Annotated in this window: 21 protein-coding genes and 1 pseudogene; 9 read left to right on the forward strand and 13 right to left on the reverse strand. The window is 43.9% G+C overall.

Features of this window, described 5'->3' with window-relative positions; all coding sequences use genetic code 11:
• Positions 1-43: 43 nt before the first annotated feature.
• From HUW51_RS04790 to HUW51_RS04820, 7 genes are all read right to left on the reverse strand, one after another.
• The gene (locus HUW51_RS04790) at positions 44-1,324 is read right to left on the reverse strand and encodes a Y-family DNA polymerase (RefSeq protein WP_185272858.1); all 1,281 of its coding nucleotides are present in this window, start codon (positions 1,322-1,324) and stop codon (positions 44-46) included.
• Positions 1,308-1,757, reverse strand: a complete 450-nt coding sequence (locus HUW51_RS04795; RefSeq protein WP_185272859.1) for a LexA family protein — start codon at positions 1,755-1,757, stop codon at positions 1,308-1,310. Before HUW51_RS04795 ends, HUW51_RS04790 begins: the two co-directional genes overlap by 17 nt.
• Positions 1,758-1,866: 109 nt before the next feature.
• Positions 1,867-2,790 carry an aspartate carbamoyltransferase catalytic subunit gene (locus HUW51_RS04800; RefSeq protein ID WP_185272860.1) on the reverse strand — a complete coding sequence of 308 codons (924 nt, stop codon included), beginning with the start codon at positions 2,788-2,790 and terminating at the stop codon, positions 1,867-1,869.
• 3 nt (positions 2,791-2,793) lie between these two features.
• Positions 2,794-3,345, reverse strand: coding sequence for a bifunctional pyr operon transcriptional regulator/uracil phosphoribosyltransferase PyrR (pyrR, locus tag HUW51_RS04805; RefSeq protein ID WP_185272861.1), 552 nt, complete (start codon positions 3,343-3,345; stop codon positions 2,794-2,796).
• 182 nt (positions 3,346-3,527) lie between these two features.
• Positions 3,528-3,818, reverse strand: a complete 291-nt coding sequence (locus tag HUW51_RS04810) for a hypothetical protein (protein ID WP_185272862.1) — start codon at positions 3,816-3,818, stop codon at positions 3,528-3,530.
• Positions 3,819-3,894: 76 nt separating this feature from the next.
• Positions 3,895-5,382 carry a hypothetical protein gene (locus HUW51_RS04815; RefSeq protein ID WP_185272863.1) on the reverse strand — a complete coding sequence of 496 codons (1,488 nt, stop codon included), beginning with the start codon at positions 5,380-5,382 and terminating at the stop codon, positions 3,895-3,897.
• 568 nt (positions 5,383-5,950) lie between these two features.
• The gene (locus HUW51_RS04820; RefSeq protein WP_185272864.1) at positions 5,951-6,355 is read right to left on the reverse strand and encodes an EVE domain-containing protein; all 405 of its coding nucleotides are present in this window, start codon (positions 6,353-6,355) and stop codon (positions 5,951-5,953) included.
• A gap of 175 nt (positions 6,356-6,530) precedes the next feature.
• On the opposite strand from HUW51_RS04820, the gene polX reads away from it, so the two are divergent.
• The 4 genes from polX to HUW51_RS04840 all read left to right on the forward strand — a co-directional run bounded on the left by polX (position 6,531) and on the right by HUW51_RS04840 (position 10,003).
• The gene (gene polX, locus HUW51_RS04825; protein ID WP_185272865.1) at positions 6,531-8,246 is read left to right on the forward strand and encodes a DNA polymerase/3'-5' exonuclease PolX; all 1,716 of its coding nucleotides are present in this window, start codon (positions 6,531-6,533) and stop codon (positions 8,244-8,246) included.
• Positions 8,243-9,226, forward strand: a complete 984-nt coding sequence (locus HUW51_RS04830; RefSeq protein WP_185272866.1) for a glycosyltransferase family 9 protein — start codon at positions 8,243-8,245, stop codon at positions 9,224-9,226. Before polX ends, HUW51_RS04830 begins: the two co-directional genes overlap by 4 nt.
• 74 nt (positions 9,227-9,300) lie before the next feature.
• On the forward strand, positions 9,301-9,570 hold the full coding sequence (locus tag HUW51_RS04835) for a UBP-type zinc finger domain-containing protein (protein WP_185272867.1): 270 nt from the start codon (positions 9,301-9,303) through the stop codon (positions 9,568-9,570).
• 253 nt (positions 9,571-9,823) lie between these two features.
• Positions 9,824-10,003, forward strand: a complete 180-nt coding sequence (locus HUW51_RS04840) for a hypothetical protein (RefSeq protein WP_185272868.1) — start codon at positions 9,824-9,826, stop codon at positions 10,001-10,003.
• 81 nt (positions 10,004-10,084) lie between these two features.
• Here the strand turns inward: HUW51_RS04840 and HUW51_RS04845 are convergent, their stop codons facing one another.
• The 5 genes from HUW51_RS04845 to HUW51_RS04865 all read right to left on the reverse strand — a co-directional run bounded on the left by HUW51_RS04845 (position 10,085) and on the right by HUW51_RS04865 (position 14,810).
• The gene (locus HUW51_RS04845) at positions 10,085-10,696 is read right to left on the reverse strand and encodes a sterol desaturase family protein (RefSeq protein WP_185272869.1); all 612 of its coding nucleotides are present in this window, start codon (positions 10,694-10,696) and stop codon (positions 10,085-10,087) included.
• Positions 10,697-10,778: 82 nt separating this feature from the next.
• Positions 10,779-11,309: a shikimate kinase gene (locus HUW51_RS04850; RefSeq protein WP_185272870.1), complete on the reverse strand. Its 531-nt coding sequence runs from the start codon at positions 11,307-11,309 to the stop codon at positions 10,779-10,781.
• A gap of 807 nt (positions 11,310-12,116) precedes the next feature.
• On the reverse strand, positions 12,117-13,169 hold the full coding sequence (locus HUW51_RS04855) for an ABC transporter permease (protein WP_185274428.1): 1,053 nt from the start codon (positions 13,167-13,169) through the stop codon (positions 12,117-12,119).
• A 2-nt stretch (positions 13,170-13,171) separates the two neighbouring features.
• The gene (locus HUW51_RS04860; protein WP_185272871.1) at positions 13,172-14,266 is read right to left on the reverse strand and encodes a BT_3928 family protein; all 1,095 of its coding nucleotides are present in this window, start codon (positions 14,264-14,266) and stop codon (positions 13,172-13,174) included.
• Positions 14,253-14,810, reverse strand: a complete 558-nt coding sequence (locus HUW51_RS04865) for a DUF1599 domain-containing protein (RefSeq protein WP_185272872.1) — start codon at positions 14,808-14,810, stop codon at positions 14,253-14,255. The genes HUW51_RS04860 and HUW51_RS04865 overlap by 14 nt, the downstream gene beginning before the upstream one ends.
• A gap of 44 nt (positions 14,811-14,854) precedes the next feature.
• Between HUW51_RS04865 and folP the strand changes: the two genes are divergently transcribed.
• The 5 genes and pseudogenes from folP to HUW51_RS04890 all read left to right on the forward strand — a co-directional run bounded on the left by folP (position 14,855) and on the right by HUW51_RS04890 (position 19,714).
• A complete protein-coding gene (gene folP, locus HUW51_RS04870; protein WP_185272873.1) occupies positions 14,855-15,712 on the forward strand; it encodes a dihydropteroate synthase in 858 nt (285 codons plus the stop codon).
• A 287-nt stretch (positions 15,713-15,999) separates the two neighbouring features.
• Entirely contained in the window at positions 16,000-16,848 is an 849-nt protein-coding gene (gene cdaA, locus HUW51_RS04875; RefSeq protein ID WP_185272874.1) for a diadenylate cyclase CdaA, read from the forward strand.
• 117 nt (positions 16,849-16,965) lie between these two features.
• Positions 16,966-17,934: pseudogene (locus HUW51_RS04880) on the forward strand (PDDEXK nuclease domain-containing protein).
• 162 nt (positions 17,935-18,096) lie between these two features.
• Complete coding sequence (locus tag HUW51_RS04885; RefSeq protein ID WP_185272875.1) at positions 18,097-18,606, forward strand: GNAT family N-acetyltransferase; 510 nt, start codon at positions 18,097-18,099, stop codon at positions 18,604-18,606.
• A 31-nt stretch (positions 18,607-18,637) separates the two neighbouring features.
• The gene (locus HUW51_RS04890) at positions 18,638-19,714 is read left to right on the forward strand and encodes a winged helix DNA-binding domain-containing protein (protein ID WP_185272876.1); all 1,077 of its coding nucleotides are present in this window, start codon (positions 18,638-18,640) and stop codon (positions 19,712-19,714) included.
• A gap of 164 nt (positions 19,715-19,878) precedes the next feature.
• Here HUW51_RS04890 and HUW51_RS04895 read toward each other — a convergent pair whose 3' ends face one another.
• The gene (locus HUW51_RS04895; protein ID WP_185272877.1) at positions 19,879-20,895 is read right to left on the reverse strand and encodes a ScyD/ScyE family protein; all 1,017 of its coding nucleotides are present in this window, start codon (positions 20,893-20,895) and stop codon (positions 19,879-19,881) included.
• Between the last annotated feature and the right edge of the window lie 350 nt (positions 20,896-21,245).

Consider the following 21,245-nt stretch of genomic DNA (forward strand, 5'->3'; position numbering starts at 1 on the left):
AATTTTATTATCATAGCTATCCTTTTCACAGCCGATCTCATTATCAGATTTTAACTTTTAAAATTTCTTTCCAGTGCGTAGAATATCGGTCGCTTTTTTGAGAAAGAGTCATTTTCCAATTTTTATCCGTACCCCCGGCAGCGTAACTAATTACATTTTCGGCCCACTCGTTTTTACCCATTTTGGCGTTTAGTTTATCCAGGGCCATCATTAGCTTTTTACTTTTATCCCGGTCGGTGGTATCAAACAAGTTGGTTTGCAGTTGACTTTCCGGCGTAAATTCCGATAAAATAACCCCGGCTTTTTTATACGCATATCCATTTTGAAATATCTGCCGCAAACCCTGCAACGCGTACCGGATTAACTCACCCGTATCGGCAGACGCCATGGGCAAAGCGATAGTAGTAGCCCGGTGGTACTGCGGCGCGTGCACCGAAAATTTATTAGTCCGAATGAATACCGTAATGGCTTTGGCGGCGCTACGTTGCAGTCGTAATTTTTCGGCCGCGCGGGTGGTGTACGTGGCCACGGCTTCCTGCAATTCGTCGAGGGTGGTAATGTATCGCGAAAAAGAGCGGGTGCAGGCAATATTCTTGCGCGATGGGTCTTCGGTTAAATCCAGTTCCTGGCACGGATTACCCAATAATTCCTGCCGGAGACGCACCCCTACTACCCCACCCAAGTGCCGGTATACCCAAGCGGCGCTGCGGTCTACCAGATCAGCCGCGGTGTAAACCTGGTGCTGGTGTAATTTAACGGCGTATCGCCGGCCTATTCCCCAAATATTTTCAACGGCTAAATGCCGGCGGGTAGCAGCTTGCTTTTCCGGAGTATCGAGCAAAGCTATCCCGTTATAAGCGGCATTTTTCTTAGCTAAATGATTGGCTACTTTTGCTAACGTTTTAGTAGGAGCTATGCCAACGCAAACCGGCAGGTTTAAGTATTGCCAAATGGTTTCCCGGATGGAAATTGCCTTTTTCTCTAAATCAGCAGTTGGAACATGATCCAAGTTCACGAAGGCTTCGTCGATGGAGTAAACTTCTACTTCGCCAAACGTTTTTAAAATTTGCATTACCCGCCGCGACATGTCGCCGTAGAGCATAAAGTTAGACGAAAATACCCGCACGCCTTCGCACTCAATCAGCGGTTTTGCTTTAAATAAAGGTTCGCCCATTTTAATGCCTAAATCCTTCGCTTCCTGCGACCGCGAAATAATGCAGCCATCGTTATTCGATAACACTACCACCGGTTTGCCATTGAGCCAAGGCTCAAACACCCGCTCGCACGATACAAAAAAGTTGTTGCAATCAATCAGCGCGATCATGGCCGTATAGTTTATGCAATACGTGAATAACTACGCCCCACACCATAAAATCCATCTCGGGAGTTATCTCCAGAGGCTGATACTTCGCGTTTTCGGGCCATAAGAATACTCTTTTCCCCTCGTGTTGCAGTCGCTTTACGGTAAACTCGCCTTGTACCATGGCCAATACAATATTACCATTTACCGCCCTTAAGGATTTATCTACCACAATAATATCGCCATCGTACATGCCGGCATTTTGCATGGAGTCGCCCATTACTTTTACAAAAAAAGTAGCACTCGGGCGTTTTACGATATACTCGTTTAAATCTAAAGTCCGTTCGGTAAAATCGGCAGCCGGGGAAGGGAAACCAGCGGGTACCGTGTGTTCGTAAAGCCGCACGGGTGCCGATGTAGAGTGACTAGTCGGGAAATAAGTAGTAAGTATCTGCATGCGTATTTAGCAAATAAAGGCTATTATTTGCTAAATATACTAGCATATTTTAAATTAAGTTACTTTAAATACTAAATATTTTAGTTTTAAATACAGATTAACTTCTCCTTTAAACCTGCGAAGCCAATAAATACAGAACCGCCATCCGGATAGCAACGCCATTTTCTACTTGGTTAAGAATGATAGCTTGCTTGGAATCAGCAGCATCGCTGCTTAGTTCTACGCCCCGGTTAATGGGCCCTGGGTGCATAATTACAATTTCTTTATCCAGGCTATCGAGCAGTTTTTTGTTAATGCCGTAGTACAAGGTGTATTCGCGCAACGAAGGAAAATATTTCATTTGCTGCCGCTCCAGTTGAATGCGCAATACGTTGGCTACATCGCACCACTCCAAGGCTTTACGCACGTTTAATTCTACTTTTACGCCTAAAGCGCTGATGTAGCGGGGCAATAAAGTAACCGGACCGCATACCATTACTTCGGCGCCTAACTTTTGTAAAGCAAAAATATTGGAAAGCGCTACCCGCGAATGCAGAATGTCGCCGATAATAGCTACTTTTTTTCCGGCCACATCGCCTAAACGCTCCCGGATAGAGAAGGCGTCGAGTAAAGCTTGCGTAGGATGCTCGTGGGTACCGTCGCCAGCATTTACAATATTGGCTTTTATGTGTTTGGATAAAAAATGCGGGGCGCCGGCGCTAGCGTGGCGCATCACAATCATATCCACCTTCATAGCCAGAATGTTGTTGACCGTATCCAGCAAGGTTTCGCCTTTTTTTACCGAACTGCCGCTCGCCGAAAAATTAACGATGTCGGCAGATAAGCGTTTTTGGGCCAGCTCAAACGACAGCCGGGTGCGGGTAGAATTTTCAAAAAAAACGTTAGCAATGGTAATATCGCGGAGCGAAGGTACTTTTTTAATAGGGCGGTTAAGAACTTCTTTAAAATTATCCGCCGTTTCAAAAATCAATTGAATATCGGCGGGGGTAATGTTTTTAATTCCTAAAAGATGCCTAACGCTGAGTGCTTGCATGGATTACTTTTCTTCGGTTTTGGTAATGAGCCAAATGTTATCTTCGGTTGTTTCGGCAGAACGCCACTCCACCAGTACCCTTTGCGATGATAAGGAGTTTACAGATTGCCCTACGTAGGTGGCCTCGATGGGTAAATCGCGACTGTAGCGCCGGTCGATGAGTACCAGCAGTTCTACTTTCTGCGGCCGGCCATAAGCAATCATAGCATCGAGGGCGGCGCGCACCGAGCGGCCGGTATACAACACATCGTCTACCAGAATAACTTGCTGGTTTTCAATAATAAAATCAATTTGGGTAGCGTTGGCCGTGAGCGGACTTTCGCGGCGGCGGAAATCATCGCGGTGAAAGGTGATATCCAGGCGACCAGTACGAACGGGTTTGCCAATAATGCGTTGCAAGGTTTGTTGCAGGCGCTCTGCCACAAATACGCCCCGGGGCTGCAAACCCAGGATAACTGAATTCGAAAAATCATGATGGTTTTCGATCAATTGCTGCGCCAGGCGTTCCAGCATAATTTCGAGCAACTGATTACTAACGATTAATCTTTTCTGCATTTCAACCAGAGATATCGGACAAAGATAGGTAATTAGTCGATAGACCACAGTCCATCGTCCACAGAAATTTTCTTAGTCCACGGTCGATAGGCCATAGTCCACGGATTAAAAATTAGTTTTTGCATTTTAGCAGAGAAGGATGGTTAGTAAATTATAGCCTTAACTTACAATCAACTTTGTAATTAAAGAAACAACATAACGAAACTTAATAATAGAGCAAAAACAACCACTATTACAGTTATTCCTCCAGCAAATCCGCTTCTGATATTCTTATTTCCATTAGCTAAATTTTTAAAAAAGAAATAGCTGTTCAAAGCATTTATCCCGAAAACGATCCCGGCAAACAACTTTAAAGTAGATTTATCATAACTACCATCCCAAGCAAAACCAAAAATTGTTTCTGCCAAAATTATAGAACTTATACTTAATAAGATGTAACCCCAGTTGGTCTGTCTACTATAGAAATCGTTCATTCCCTTTAAGTTAGAAACACAACCCATTAAACTAAAAAATTCAATGGACCATGGACTATTGACCATAGACTATGGACTATTTAAACACCACCTTATTCAAATAAAATACATTGCGGGCGGGGCCTCCTACCGGACGAACGCGCTGGTAACCGTAGGCAATAAAAACGTTATTGTACCACGATAGCAATCCGGTTTTTTCGGCTTCGGTTACTTTTTCGGTGGGGTCGTTAGGTTGTACGGCTACTTTGCTATTGTCTTGGGTAACGCTGTCTTGGTGGATGATTTTGTAGCGGATGCTTTTCTCGTCGCTGTAGGCCATAATAATTTTATCGCCACTCCGGATAAGTTGGGTATTTTCGACCAAATTTTCCTGCATGGCGTCTTTCAGGGTAAAGCTGTTATCCCAGATTAACTTTCCTTCTTTATCAAAAGCGCAGGCAATAGTATGCGTATACCGGTAACCATCGAACACCCGGGCCAAAGGCGCTAAGCCGTAACTGTAGGTGCTGGAACTGCTGTACTGCGGGTAATATGCTTCGGCCACCAGCAACATGCCTTTGTCGTAGTAAATAATGTCGTGCAACAAAATACGGTAGCGCAACCGGAAATCTTTATCCTTGGCTTTAAAGCGAGCCGCTTTGCGGTAAAGGCGCTCGCGGCGGCCTTTGCGCATGTAATCGAAGAAATGCCGGAAATTTTTAAAATCGTAATAAATAATGTCGGTTTGGTCGTTGAACAGTTGGCTGGTAAAAATGCCCTGCGCGTACCGCATGTCGCGCAGCGAATAAGTGCCCACTAAGGTTTTGGCAATACTATCGCCGGGGCTTAACTGGCCGGTAATTAAACTGCGGTTTAGTTTAGATTGCAGAATTTTAATGCTGTGCAAATTACCTTCCGGCGAAAACCGTTTTACCTGGAGCCGCCCAATTTTGCCATTGGATTCGGATAATACAAACTCAGCGCGTTGCGTAGCAGTATCGGCGTTAAAAGTGGCGAGTGCATCGGGTTTATCGTACAGCGCCGGAATGGTTTTAATCTGGTCGGTTTGTAAATCCAGGTTCAGCACAATTAAATGCCGCAGATCGTAGGCAATAAAATATGCATTGTTGTCCAGCACTTTAAACCGGTCAATTTTTAAATCGGCGGGTAAATCGTAGTCGCGCAAATCGTAGGTAACTTCGGAGTACGATGCGTTTAAATTATTAATTTTTAAAAAAACGAATTCCCAGGGCCGGTACGTAAGAAAAAGCAGGTAAACGTAATTCCGGTCGGCGTAAATGTGTTGCAGCGAGTAATCGTCCTGAATGGGAATTTCGCCGGACCAGATTTTATTTAAATTTTGATCGAAGCGCGAAAAAACAAACTTTTCGCGGGTACTTAAACCCGAGTAATCGTGCGCGTACACAAACAAGGTGCTGTCTTGTAAAGGATACACTTCGAAGTGCGAATCCGAAGTGCTAGCTTCAAACTCCACGCGGCTTGGCTGAACCGGCTCCTGGCTATAAGCAATGTAAGACTGAAAAATCCAAAAAACGACTAGTAAAAACCACCTAGTTTGCAACATTAAAACCCCTATTACTTGGACGTAGTGAGACGCGATTTAGAAAACAATATTTAATCTATGACTTATACGGCACTTATGCAACGAGTGCAGGTTAGTTTGAAAAAATATTTACCGCCGGTACAACTTACCTGAGAAAATTACCAATAGCATTGTTAAGGCAAAGAAAAACCTGGTTCCACTTTACAGAAGCAAGCCGAACCAGGTTAAAAAATTTTAAAAATTAAAAATTTATCTCTTTAAAATAGCTTATTGCCTAATCAAATCAGGCTTCCGCAATAGCTTACCGGCTATTCTTTAAATTATTAATTTATTGTTTTAAGATTTAGAAGCTGTTTAGTATTTATAAAAAAGAGGCAACCTTCGCCTTTGGGGGTGTCTGCACCACCAAAACGGGATAGCTCCACAAAATACTACTCCTAAATGCTTCTAATTGGTACCTTTTATTATTACATTTTAGATTGCTAAACAGATTTTTAGCCAAAATTAAGCAGCCATACACTTAAAGACAAATCTCTAAAAGTCAAATATTTACAAACCCAACAACGAACAACTAAAAACGATTAACTACTTAATTACCCAAGCTTAGAATTATATCGTATTCTTCGGGTTTAAGGGGCATTACCGATAAGCGTGATTGGCGCAGCAAAGCAATGTTTTCGAGCCGTTCGTCTTTTTTAATTTGATCCAGAGTTACCGGTTTTTTAAAATCCTGGCTGGGCACCAGGTCTACGGTTTGCCAGCGGGCATCGTCGGTAGTGGGGTCTTGGTAAGCTTCGCGGTCTACCTGGGCTACCCCCACCACGGCTTTTTCGGATACGCTATGGTAAAACAAAACCAGGTCGCCGGTTTTCATTTGCGTTATATTGTTACGGGCCTGGTAGTTGCGCACGCCAGTCCAGGAAGTTTTACCATCTTTTACTAAATCGGCCCAGGAATAAGCCTCCGGTTCTGATTTTACGAGCCAGTACTGCATGTATTTTTTAAATTTTAGAATAAAAATTGCCGCACCAAAGATAATTTTATTTCTTTTAATTTAGTAAAACACCGCAAGTCCAGTAGGTCCGGCTGGGTAAAGTCTAACCAAATTGCCTGAATTTCGGCCGCCGCTGCTTCCAGAAAAGTGTATCTTTGTAAAAAAATTGGTCGCCTTGAAAAATAAAGATATCATCCGGAGCTTCCGTTTAGCGGTTTCGTTGCTGGAGCTACACGACGAAAACCCTTTTAAAATTCGCACCTACAGCAATGCCGTGGCTAACCTGGAACGGTTAGAAGTGCCGCTGGCAAGTTTAAAAGTGGCCGAACTGGAACATCTGGAAGGTATCGGCAAATCCATTGCGAGTAAAATTTTTGAATTAAACCAAACTGGTAGTTTTCCGGAACTGGATGCTTTGCTGGCCGCAACCCCGCCCGGTGTGGTAAACATGCTGCAGATTAAAGGCATTGGCCCCAAGAAAATACGCGCCATCTGGAAAGAACTGGGCGTAGAAACTACCGAAGATTTGCTGCAAGCCTGCGAAAACAACCAGATTGCCGCCCTTAAAGGTTTCGGGGCCAAAACCCAGGAAACTATCAAAAACGCTTTACTTTATTCCGAGTCGAGCAAGGGTAAAGTACACTACGCTACCGTAGAAAAATACACCGAAGAACTAGTTACTTTTTTAAAAAATAACTTAAATACCGACCTGGTAGCGGCAGCCGGCGAAGTGCGGCGGCGGCTGGAAATCATACAAACCATGCAATTTGTAGTAGGCACCGATCAGCCCTTGCAAATACCCGCATTGTTAGCACAACGCCCGGAGTTACAACCCGACCTAGAGAAATCCGGCCCCTTTACTTGGCGCGGCCACGAAACGCAAACCGGCGTGCAGGTAGAAATAAAAACGGTGGTGCCGGCCTCGTTTTACAATAATTTATTTATTTATTCCGGCGCTCCCGCTCACTTAAACGCTACTTACAACGATTCGGCTAGTTTACTGCAATTAGCAAATCAGCAAGTATTTACTTCGGAACAGGAAATTTACGAAAAAGCCGGCTTGGCATACATTGAGCCCGAAATGCGCGAAGGCACCCAGGAAATTGAACTGGCCCGCGAAAACCGGCTGCCCGTTTTAATTACCGACGATGACTTACAAGGCATTTTGCACAACCACACCACGTACAGCGATGGCGCCAATACCTTAGCCACCATGGCCACTTATTGCCGCGACCATGGTTACCAGTACGTAGGCATCTGCGACCATTCCAAAGCGGCATTTTACGCCAATGGCCTGATAGAGCACCGGGTAAAAGAACAACACCGCGAAATAGATTCTTTAAACCGCGAATTAGCGCCATTTAAAATTTTTAAAGGCATTGAAGCCGACATTCTGGCCGATGGCTCCCTGGACTACAACGACGAGGTGCTGAGTAGTTTTGATTTCGTGGTTGCCTCGATTCATAGTAATTTAAAAATGGAAGAGAAAAAGGCTACTGAGCGTTTGCTGGGTGCTATTCAAAATCCGTTTACAACTATTTTGGGCCACCCTACCGGCCGATTGCTTCTGCAACGCGAAGGATATCCCATCGACTACAAAACCGTGATTGATGCCTGCGCTTTTTACAAGGTAATTATTGAAATAAATGCCAACCCGTGGCGCTTGGATTTAGATTGGCGCTGGGTAGAATACGCCTTAAGCCAGGGCGTTTTGCTAAGCATTAACCCGGATGCCCATAGCACCGCCGGTTACCACGACATGCATTACGGCGTGCAGGTAGCCCGCAAAGGGGGCCTTACCAAAGAAATGACTTTTAATGCCTGGCCTTTAGAAAAAGTAAGTAAGTATTTTGAAGAGCGCCGGATAAAAGCGCTTGCGGCAATTAAATGAAGAAAATACTAGTTCTGCGGTTTTCTTCTATCGGCGATATTGTGCTTACTACACCGGTAGTGCGCGCCTTAAAGCAGCAATTGCCCGCGGCTCAAATCCACTATGCTACCAAGTACAACTTCCGGAGTATAGTAGAATCGAATCCCTACATCGACCGGGTGCATTATTTGCGCGATAACCTGAACGACTTTATTAAAGAACTGCAAGCCGAGCAATTTGATTACATCGTGGACCTGCACCGCAACCTGCGCACCAGCGTTATTAAATTTAAATTGGGCGTACCCAACAAAAGCTTCCATAAATTAAATTTAAAAAAATGGCTCTTGGTACGCTTTAAAGTAAATAAACTGCCGGACGTACACATTGTAGACCGATATTTGGCCGCTGCCGCTGATTTAGGTGTAGTTAATGACGGCCAGGGACTCGATTATTTTATTCCGGTGCAAGATGAAGTAGCGTTAAGCAGTTTACCAGCCACGCACCAAAACGGCTATTACGCGTTTGCCATTGGGGCGCAACATTACACCAAAAGGCTGCCCACCGAACGCATCATCGAACTTTGCGCGAAAATAAATGCGCCCATTATTTTGTTAGGCGGCAAAGAAGACCAACCCGTAGCCGCCGAAATCACCAACTACTTCCAAAACCAACCAATCAGTAACGAGCAACAAACAACCATTTACAACGCCTGCGGCCAGTATAACTTAAATCAATCGGCGTCGCTGGTAAAGCAGGCTATTGCGGTTTTTAGCCACGATACAGGTTTAATGCACATTGCGGCGGCTTTTAAAAAGAAGATTTACTCGATTTGGGGCAATACGGTGCCGGAGTTTGGCATGTACCCCTATAAAACAGAGTTTGAAGTATGGGAACGGCCCAACCTGTATTGCCGGCCTTGCTCTAAAATTGGTTATCGTAAATGTCCGCAGGGACATTTTAAATGTATGCGCGAAATTAATTTCGACTTGCAACTGCCTTAATTTTTTTCAGCGAATTAAATTTTTTAAATTTTTAGCTTTCCGGAAAATACAATACACGCAAACAGCACGAACCTATGAAAACCAAACTTTGCTCCCACCTGCAAGCCCTGGACGAGATAAAACCGGCTGATAAGAATTATTGCGAAGAATGCGTGAAAACCAACTCCACCTGGGTGCATTTACGGGTTTGCCAAACCTGCGGCAAAGTGCATTGCTGCGACGACTCGCCCAACCAACACGCGTCTAAACATTACCGGGCCACCGAACATCCGGTTATCAGCTCCGGGGAGCCCGGCGAACGCTGGCTTTGGTGTTTTCCCGACGAGCAATTTGCGGCTTATTAAAAACAGGCTTATTTTAAAAATTATCCTGACGTAAGCTTGTAAGCGGTATGCCTTTGTTTTTATTCTACTTAAAAGTAAACCTGACTGTAATAACCGCTTAGCAGCGCACCTCGAAAAATAAACTTTTGGGCGCTCCCTTAAATTAACCCAACCTTTTTTGCTATTCATAGTATCACACCTATATACCGGTAAGTTTAGTTACTACACTAAGTTTCCGGGTTTATTTTTTACTTACACTCTTATTACTAAAACTATGAAAAGCTTCAGATACTATTTCTCGATATTGCTGGTATTTCTGGCCCTAACCGTAACCAGTTGCGAAGTTATCGGCGACATTTTTAAAGCCGGTATGTGGACGGCCTTTATCGGGATTATTTTAATTGTATTTTTTGTGCTGTGGCTCGTGCGTAAAATGCGTGGTCCGCGTATGTAAGAAATTATTATTTGTACTTCTGGTTAATAAAAAAAAGCTCCTATGCAGGAGCTTTTTTTTATTAGTAACTAAATTTTTAAATTATTTCGATTTCTCGGGAGGCATGGTACCCAAAATCCAATCCCACAATGGCGACGATACGCCGTACGCTTTATCGTCGTGTTTGTAGTGGTGAATGCTGTGGTGAATCCATAGGATTTTTAAAAAATTCTTGGGTGGCGCGTAGGCATGTACCGCGTAATGCACAAACAAGTAAATGGCATAACCAAACAAAAATCCGGACAAAATACCAAACACCGCTGAGCCAAAAATTAGTTTGAACACAAAAAAGAAAAACGAAGCCAGAAATAAACTCACGATGGGCGGCATAGCCAATCGCGACTTATCTTTCGGATAATCATGGTGATTGCCATGGAAGGTATACTGGATGTTTTTCTTCATTTCGGTATCGGTATCCATGTGAAACAAGTGCCGGTGTGCCATATACTCCACGAACGTGAACATAAACCAACCCACAAAGAAAAGCCCTAAAGCCGATAATACCGTAATAAAGCCGTGCATTAATCCGTAATAAATTAAGCCGGCGGCAATAACTATAAAAATAGCAATGGGTACAGCAATATGCGTACGGGTAAATTTCTCCAGAACAGGATTTTTAAAAATTTGTGCCGTGCCTTTATGATTTGGTTTCATCTGTTATAAACTTGTTTTAAACAATTGATTAAACTACTGCTAAAATAAAGATTAGGTTTACTTAATTAAAGTTGCATGGGTATTATTTTTTAACCAGCCATTGGTCTATTAACTGGCATAATTCGTGGGCGCTGGGATTTAAACTGGCATAGGTAATGGTAGCTTTCGTATAAAACTGTTTACGATGGCTTAATGTTTCAGAAAAAAACTGATGTAGCTGCGCATCGGTCTTGCCCGCCAACAACGGACGTACCGCAATTCCTTCGGCTTTCATCCGGGATAATATTTCGGTAATGGGTACTTCAATGTACACGCTAATGCCATGCCGGTTAATGTAATCCATATTGCCTTCGAAGCACGGCGTGCCGCCCCCGGTAGCAATAATGGCCTGGTCGTATTCTTCGGTAGCTTGCCGCAGCGCCAGGGCTTCGGTTTTCCGAAACCACGATTCCCCGGTTTTTTCAAAAATTTTCCGCACACTTTTTCCTTCTTTCCGCTCGATGTAATGATCGAGGTCAATAAAAGGCAACTGCAGGTGCGTAGCCAGTTGGCGGCCCAGTGTGGTTTTGCCCGAACCCGGCATGCCAACCAAATAAATACGATTATCCGTCACACAAAAAAGTTAAATACTGCAACAAAAGTATTAAGACTTTCTGTAGCATGCCAGAAAGAACGGCATTAGTTTTAGTTCTTAGGGTTAAGTAGCTTATTCTTTAACTGTTAGGTGGGGGCTGGATGGTATAAATAATTAGATTTTTAAAGTTTTTCTTTGGAGTCTGTTCCAGTCTCCATGCTCAGGTGCTACCTAGCTTGATAAGTAACCAGTTTGCCTCATGGCCGGCAGGCCTCGTTTGGCTCTTTCGGGCGGTCTAAGTTTCCTTTCCTCGACTGCGTCTGCGGAATGTGGCTATGCCACACCGGAACCTTAGAAGGCCCTCAATAGCCAAACTGGTGTCATTTATTCTTAGCCGTTTTTTTAGTTTGCTAGCTAGTCGTTTTTTACTGTTTTACAAGGCTGAAATTTAGAAAAATTTAAAATTCAACTTTCCTATAAGGGTACACTACTTTAATTTCAATGTAGCTGCTTCGTAGCCAACAAGGTTCCTGCTGAATGACAAAATTTTAAGAAATTAAATTTTTATGAGCCGGCCATGCAACAAACAACAATAGCCGGGTGCAAAAGGTGACGCTAAACTGTTCGAGCGGTCAGCGAGTTTTTAGCGTCTTGATTTTTTTGGTTCTTTTTGTATCAAGACAAAGAGAACAAGAAGCGAGCAATGAAACAACTTCAACTAGCAATCAGAGCTAGTACAGCGGCTATGCGAACGAGAACTTTTTAAGCTAAGTTGATTATTCGAAAGTCACGGAAGTAAATCCGCGCCATAGTGTGCGAACGATAATAAACTGGCGTTACACAACCCTACAACTTAACCCGTGGATCGACAAAAGCATACAGCAAATCCACCAGAATATTAATCAGCACAAATAAAAAGGCAACGAGCAAAGTAGCCCCAATTACTACCGGAAAATCCAAGTTCTCGACGGCGTGCAAGGTTACGGAACCCAAGCCTTTCCAGTTAAAAATATACTCAATAAAAAAAGCACCCGCCATGAGCGAAGCCAACCAACCCGATACGGCCGTAATAACCGGATTTAAAGCATTTTTAAAGGCATGCTGCCAGATTACCCGCCGGTACGATAAACCTTTGGCTCGTGCCGTCCGGATGAAATCCTGCGACAAAACTTCGATCATGGAAGCGCGGGTAAGCTGCATAATTACCGCCAAGGGCCGAATGCCTAAAGCAAAAGCGGGTAAAATTAAATTTTGCCACACCAGGTGCCTTCCGGTAAAAGCATCTATTTCGTAGAGTTGGCCGGTTAAACTCAATCCGGTAAAACTGCTCCAGTAAAAACCGAACGTCATGGCAATAACAATAGCCGCCACAAATGAGGGCACCGAAATACCCAGCACCGAAGTGGTTACCAAGGCATGATCCAGAAAACTATGTGGTTTAAGTGCCGCTACCATGCCCAGGAAAATACCTAGCACGGTTGCCAGCAACATAGCGGCTCCGGCCAGCCACAAAGTACCCACCAAATGGTCCAGCAAAATAGCGGTAACCGGTTTATTACTTTGGAACGAACGCCGCAGATATGGCGCTTTAAGCACTATTGCTTTGTTGTTTAGGGTAAATAAGCGTTGGTAGTGGTATTTCTGCTGGTTATCCGGTGTATCCGGGTGGATAGAAACCGGCGAAACATCGTTGAGGTAATAGAGTAATTGCGCCGGTAAAGGTTTATCTAAACCTAAATCCGAGATAATGGCTTCGCGGGTGGCAATGTCGTTGCGCTGCCCGGCCAACATAGATACTGGGTCGCCGGGCAAAACGTTAAACAAAAAAAAGACTGTTACTACTACGCCCACCATAATCAGCAGGCCGTGTAACAGTCTTTGCCCCACGAAGCGCAGCAAACTCATAAAAGCTGCTCTACGGTGTTAATATCCGGCGTATCGTTGTAATGCCACTTTCCTACTACTTGTCCGTTTTTAAAAAGCATGATTCCAGGATTAGAACGCATCATGGTTTTTAAAACGGTAGCATCGCCGAAGTAATACGGGGCACTTAAATTGGTTTCGTGCCGGAAGACGTCGTAATCCTGGCTACTGCTGGCCGTAATCACTACGGGTTTAATGTTTTTGCTTGATTTCTCGGCTGCCGCGACTAATTGGTTTATTTGCGTAAATACCTTTTGATCGGCTTTACTAACGTCTTGCACCAGAATAACTAACTTATTGCCGTTAAATACTTCCTGGGTAAAATCGCCTTCGTCGTTCCAGATGTTGAAGTCCGTGATTTTAGGGCCATCCTGGGGGTTAAGCGGCACCATTTTTTTAAATTTCCAGGTCGAGTCGGTAGGATAATTGGTAAATTCTTTTTCTTCGCCGTTTTTTGCCATAATGTATTTGTAGCGCAGCGGAGCCGATGGTTTCATCAAAGCCGGAATGTTGTTGCCTACTTTGTACGCCCGAAAATCAACAAAGGGCTCGTGGTTGTACGCGTAAATGCCAATACCAAACGAAATGAGTGCCGTAACGGCCACAAGTACTCCGGCAATCTTGGCTTTGGTTTCGGGTAAATACCGGCGGGTAGCCAGCAAAATAAAGATTAAAATGAGCAGAATAATATCCTTCGAGAACGACTGCCAGGGCGTTAATTTAATGGCATCGCCGAAACAGCCGCAGTCGGTTACTTTGTTAAAATACGCCGAATAAAACGTCAGGAAGGTAAAGAAAACCATCAGCACGAGTAAGCTTACCAGAATTTGCCGCAAGCGCCAGCGCAGCAGCAAGGCTACGCCCAAAATTATCTCCAAAGCGCTCAGCAGAATAGATAAGTAGAGCGCGTACGGTTTAAAAATTAAAAAAAACGAGGCAAAATCGGTGGCGAAAACTTCAAAATATTCTTCGAGCTTAATAGCGGTACCTACCGGGTCGTTAATTTTAATTAACCCCGAAAAAATGAATAGCCCGCCCACAAAAAGCCAGCTTAACTTGCTAATTACTTTCATCGGCAGCAAAATCTAGTTTAATAAGTGCAAAAACGGCATAGTTAATCATGTCGCGGTAATTGGCTTCTACCCCTTCCGAAATTAAGGTGTGGCCTTGGTTATCTTCTATTTGTTTGGTGCGGTACAGCTTCATCAGAATAATATCGGTAATCGACGACACCCGCATATCGCGCCAGGCTTCGCCGTAATCGTGGTTTTTAGCCAGGAGCAGTTCAATGTTTTTATTGATGTGCGCATTATACGATTCAGCTACCTGCGGGGCCGGAATTTCCAGTTGTGTTTCGCCGGCTAAGTCCATTTGCATTAAAGCAATTACGCAGTAGTTAATAATGCCCACAAACTCCGAGGTAATATCTTCGGCAATTTTCTGCACGCCTTTTTCCTGGATGGAACGGATGCGCTGGGCTTTGATGAAAATCTGGTCGGTAATAGAAGGCAAGCGCAAAATGCGCCAAGCCGTACCGTAGTCAACAGTTTTTTTAATAAATATTTCGTGGCAGGCCCGTATTACCCGTTTATATTCCGACAGCGTTTGATTAATCAACTTTTTAGGCTTATTTTAGAGGATTCGTAAACAGATATCCCGGTTTGAAGGCGAAAGATACGTTTTTTTACAAAAAGAGTACACTCAACTGCCACGGAAAAATCCTCTCGCTGGCTACCCCCGTAGTAATGGGGATTTTAAACGTAACCCCCGATTCTTTTTACGAGGGCAGCCGCTACACTACCCTGGAACAGATAGTAGCGCAAGCCGAAAAAATGTTGGCTGATGGGGCAACCATTCTGGACATTGGCGGTTATTCCTCCAGACCGGGCGCTACGGATATCTCGGCGGAAGAAGAAAAAGCGCGCGTTATACCGGCCATTGAAGCTATCCGGAAAGCGTTTCCGGGTACTATTCTGTCGATAGATACGTTCCGGGCCGAGGTAGCCGAAGCATCAGTTCAAGCGGGAGCTTCGATCATCAACGATATTTCGGGCGGTACCCTGGACGAAAACATGTTTGCGAAAGCGGCTGAATTAAAGGTGCCGTACATTTTAATGCACATGCGCGGCACGCCGCAAACCATGAAACAGTTAACCCACTACGATAATTTAATAGTAGAACTGGTTACCTATTTTGAGCAGAAAATAGCGCAACTCCGGGCTGCCGGCGTAGTAGATATTATTATAGACCCAGGCTTTGGCTTCGCTAAAAATACCGAGCAAAACTTTGCTTTGCTGCGCTCTTTGGCCGATTTGGATTTACTGGAGTTGCCGGTTTTGGTGGGTTTGTCGCGCAAATCGATGACGTATAAAACCCTGGGCATTGAAGCCTCGGAAGCCTTGCCGGGCACTATTGCCCTGAACACTATTGCCTTGTTACAAGGAGCAAGTATTTTGCGGGTACACGATGTAAAAGAAGCCGTGCAAACCATAAAACTGATAAGTAAAGTTGCAGGTTGAGTGAAGTTGAAGGTTACAGGTTGCAAGTTTCAGGTATTAAGTTGTAGTTGAAAGTTGCAAATTCTAGTTTGGCAACTCATTTATTGATTAGCTGGTGTACTGGCATGTAGCCGCGATTTTTAAATGTTTTACAACTGAGCAAATTTTAAAAATAAAGAACTGACGATATAATTTAGAAATAAATATTAAAAATAGACGTTACCTAATTTTTTGATTGAAAACCGGCTAAAATTTAAAAATTTAAAAAAATCAACCTGTAACTTGCAACCTGTAACCTGAAACTTGATTTGATACCGTTATTTACCATCGGATTTTTGGAAATAAACTGGCTCGATATTGCTGATATCTTGCTGGTAACGGTATTGCTGTATCAATTATACAAGGTGCTTACCGGCAGCGTAGCCTTAAAAATATTTGTGGGCTTGCTTTCAGTTTATTTGTTGTACCTGGTGGTAAAAGCCGCCGGCATGGAGTTGCTGACCATTATTCTGGGGCAGTTTATGGGCGTAGGGGTGCTGGCCATGATTATTCTGTTTCAGCAGGAAATCCGGCGTTTCCTGATGATGATTGGCAAAAGCTCACCGCTGAATAAAGATAATTTTTTCCTGGGCTTTCCGTGGCGTAAAACTGAAAGTGAAAATCGCATCAATCTTACCCCTTTTATCGAAGCGGCCAAATCGTTGGCGGGTAAAAATACCGGTGCTTTAATTGTATTTGCCCGCAGTTCTGAGCTTAAATTTTACGCCGACTCCGGCGACTTGATTGATGCCGTGGTATCGAAACGGCTAATACTTTCTATTTTTAATAAAACCAGTCCGCTGCACGATGGGGCCGTTATTATAGCTAATAACCGTATTAAAGCAGCCCGCTGCATTTTACCCGTAACCGAAAACAACGACGTGCCGGCTTCCATGGGTTTGCGGCACCGGGCCGCCATTGGCCTAAGCGAAGTAACCGACAGCGTGGTACTGGTGGTATCGGAAGAAACCGGGCAAATTTCGTTGGTGCGTAATGGCGAGGTGTACCGCAACCTGGCCGCAGCCGATTTACGCTCTAAACTCAACCACTTCCTCTTCGACATCGAGCCTAAATCTACGGCCGCTCCTGCCGGCGAAAAATCGGTACCGGTGGCGTAGTTTTTAATTTTCTACCCTTCGTATTATTTGTATTTGCTATTATTAATCTAATTATTGGCTGGTTCAGCTAATAATAACTTTTCGTTGGTATTTAGCGCAATAATTAAAAAATATAACATGAGTACCATCCAAACAGGCAAGGAACTGTTAACTGCGGTAAAAGAAATTATTATTCAGGCTAAAAACCTGGCTTTTAGAAACAGTAATTCCATTCTGCTGCAGATGTATTGGCAAATTGGTCAACTGATTGTAGAGGACGAGCAGCAAGGCCGGGCCAAAGCTACCTACGGCAAAGAAACACTCAAGAATCTTTCGCGGCAGCTTACCCTCGAATTTGGCAAAGGTTATGACGAAAGTAACTTACGGAATATCCGTCAGTTTTATTTGGCTTTTCCAATTCGTGACGCACTGCGTCACGAATTAAGCTGGACGCATTACCGCATCTTAAGTCGCATTGAAAGTCAAAGTCTTCGGAAACAATACGTGCAGTATGCCATAGAAGGAAACTGGAATACGCGCACCTTACAACGTAACATCGAAAGCCAGTACTTAGGTCGCCTACTCGAAATGCCGCAAACGGACGATAAATCCGTTGAAACCCGAAACTTTATTAAAGATCCGTACATTTTTGAGTTTCTAGGATTGCCTAACCATACGGCTGTAAGCGAAAACAAAATAGAAACAGCCCTTATTAATCATTTGCAGCAATTTTTAATGGAGTTAGGTAAAGGTTTCGCCTTTGTAGCCCGGCAACAACATATGGTAACCGATACGTCTGATTTTTACATTGATCTGGTTTTCTACAACTATTACCTTAAATGCTTTGTGCTGATTGATCTGAAAACCGACAAGCTCACGCATGCCGCCATTGGGTAGATGGATATGTATGTGCGCATGTACAACGACCTGAAACGCAGCGAAGGCGATAACCCCACGATTGGTATTATTTTGTGTACGGAAAAAGACGAAACCATTGTAAAATACTCGGTACTGGCCGAAAACGAGCAGCTCTTTGCGAGTAAATACCGCTTTATACCTGCCCAAAGAAGAAGAACTAAAGCAGTTAATAGAAACGGACCGGATTAACTTAGAATTAGATAGTTAATCTTACTTTATAGCTAAAGCACCCATTAATCCGCCAGTTCTTTTTCAAGCTGTACGTGACTTTGCCAAAAATTAAAATAAACGTAATTAGCCATCAGTTTTTTAAATTTATCCATTTAACTGCTATTATAAGCCAATAAAAAAATGGTTATTCTGGAAACCGAAAGATTAACAATTGCCCCGGCTGCTCTCACCGACAAAGAATTTTTCTTTGCGCTGCTGAACAGCCGTAATTGGCTACAATTTATCGGCGACCGGGGCATAAAAACCGTGCAGGACGCCGAAAACTACATCCGCAACTCGTTAATAAAAAGCTATCAGGAGAAAGGCTTTGGCTTGTATAAAGTACTCTTAAAACCCACCAACGAGCCCATTGGAATTTGCGGATTTTTAAAAAGAGATTACCTGGATTCGGTGGATATTGGCTACGCCATTTTACCGACCTACGAAGGCAAAGGCTATACCCTGGAAGCTGCCACGGCCATAATGGAATACGGCAAAACTCAATTAGGTCTGCAAATTGTTTACGGTATTACCACCGAAGTTAATCTGGCTTCGCGACGCATTCTCGAAAAACTAGGCCTACAGCTTATTTCCCGGCGCATAGACAACGACCAAAATACGGAACTACTGATTTATTCAAATAAAGTGTAAAGGTAACCAACCCCCAATTTTAAATTAGTGTATGCACCTCTCCGACATTGCCCCGCTCCGACTTCAGAATCAACAAATAACCAACACCAATTTTACCACTCCTTCGGAAATGGTGCATTGGTTGGGGGCGGTGCAGGCTCAGGATTATAACATGGCTAAATGGGCAGTGGGACTGCGGCTGCCCGGCAGCACCAATGAGCAAATAGAAGCCGCACTGAATAACGGCCACATTATCCGGACGCATATTTTACGACCTACCTGGCATTTGGTAGCGGCAAGCGATATCCGGTGGATGCTCGAACTTACGGCTCCGCATTTAAAAAGAATAGCAGCTGGTTATAACCGGAAATTAGAACTGGATACGCCGCTTTTTTTAAAAATTTTTGATTTACTCACCCAAGCTTTGGCCAACCAACAAGAACTTAGCCGGCCGGAGCTCATGCTTATTTTACAACAAGCCGGTATCCGGACAGATGAACTGCGTAGCTCGCACATCATGTTTCAGGCGGAGATAGAAGGTTTGGTGTGTAACGGCGCCCGGCGCAACAAACAGTTTACCTATGCCCTCCTGGACGAGAAAGTTCCACCCGGTTCCCAAACGTTTACCCGCCCCGAAGCTTTAGCGGAACTAGCCAGGCGTTACTTTACCAGCCACGGTCCGGCCACATTACCCGATTTTGCCTGGTGGAGCGGCTTAAATTTAACAGATGCCCGCTTAGGCTTAGAAGGAGCCAAAACCTATCTGCTTTCCGAAACTATGGCGGGTCAGACTTATTGGTTCGGAGAACAAGCCGGATTTTTAAATTCTACCTCCGAAAGCTTGTATCTACTTCCTGCTTTCGATGAGTTTATGGTGAGCTACAAAGATCGCACGGCAGCGCTGGATTTATCGCGCGCTAAAGAAGCCATTACGGGTAATGGTATTTTTAAACCCATTGTGGTGTTAAACGGCAAAGTAGTAGGTACCTGGAAACCAATAATAAAAAAACAGAAAATAACTTTGGATTGGCAATTATTTAATCCGGAAGAACAATTAAACCCAGAACTTGTACGCTCCGTCCAGCAAAGATATTTTACTTTTCTGGATTGCAACCCAGAACTGGTTTAGGTAGATGTTCCCCTTAATTCCGAACTTGCTATGGAAGTAAATGCCTGAATTTCGACCACTCCAGCAGAGAGTATAAAAAGCAAATACGGAAGCAAGCCGTACCTCGAAAAGTACGGCTTGCCCTTTTAAGTCCCCGGCAAACAGTCCGGTTAGAAGCAAAAATTTTAAAAATTAACTTTTTCAATCGTACCGTCGAAAGTCTCGGCGATGTAAAAAGTTTTCGGGCCGCTCTTCTCGATGGAATTCGGGAAGTTTAAATTATTTAACAAGGGAATATTCTTGCCGGAAGTAGATAATACCATCCGGCCCGAATGAGGGACGAATGTCTCACCGGTCCAGGTGCCGTATTCCAATACTACTGGTTTTTGATCAACTCCTAATTCCATGTCGGTTAAAATAGACAAGCCGCTTTGGTATACCGAAGTATTTCCGGCTAAGTCAATCTGATAAATAACGGCTTGTTTGGCTGGGTACGGATAACCGGTAAAAGTACAAACCAAAAACTTTTCGCCGTCGAAAGTAATGCCGGTAGGTACGGCTTCTACCTGGGCGGGCTCTCCCTCGGGATTATCGATGGGCGGAATGGTGGCAAATACGCTTAATTTTTTAGTTTTACTATCCCGCCGAATAATAGCGTTAGCGGCCGCATCGGCAATAAACAGATCTCCTTCCGGACCTACGGTTAAGTTAAAAATATCGGTTTCATCTGTTTTCAGGTGCTTTTTCACCCAAGATCCTACATCTTCGTACTCCAGCTCGGCCGCTTGGCGGGGCTTATTGCCGGGTTTATAATCAGAAATATCCAACTTATACAGCCGGCCTTCCACGCCATGCAGCATGTACAATACATTATCTTTCAAAAGCAAATGGTTTAAACCAAAAATAGCGCCTTCGGGGCTCGCCAGCGAGGTAAAGCCCTGCACTACCGGATACACCACTCCTTGCTGGTTAATAAAAGCAAGCTCCCCGTCGTTTTCGGTGCCGGTGCCCGCTTCCGTTACCCATAACTGCCCGGTGGCATCGCTCTCCAGGCCCAAAGGAGCGGTTAAACCGGTTACAAAAATCCGGGACTTGGGAGGCATCGGTTTTAGGTCCTCCACAATGTCGAAAAATTCCTGGCACCCGGTAGTACCCATTAACAGCAATAAACTACTAAAAAGGAGTGTGATTTTGGAGCGCATAGCCTTAGCATTTAGGTGAAAAATATAGTTTAAACCAGAAAGAGCAACGCGTTAGAAGGCAAACTGCTAACCGATATGAGCTAAGCTTATCGGTAACAAAGCTGAAACATCTTCTAAAAAGGTAAAGGCAAAAAATTAGTTTTAAGGAATAGGTAGCGCGTAGGTGGCATGGTCCGGCACCATAAACGCAGTTTTAAATCCGGAAGTAATTACACGTGAGTAAATTACATTTTAATTTTAGCAATGCTTTATTTTTGAAATTATTTTTTTTACTGAGTGGCTCCGAAAAACTAAGTTTTTAAAAATTCAGATTTCCGGAACTACCAAAATAAGGAAAATAGCGGCGGTAG

Origin of the sequence: Adhaeribacter swui (genome assembly GCF_014217805.1) — a bacterium.
Taxonomy (GTDB): Bacteria; Bacteroidota; Bacteroidia; order Cytophagales; family Hymenobacteraceae; genus Adhaeribacter; species Adhaeribacter swui.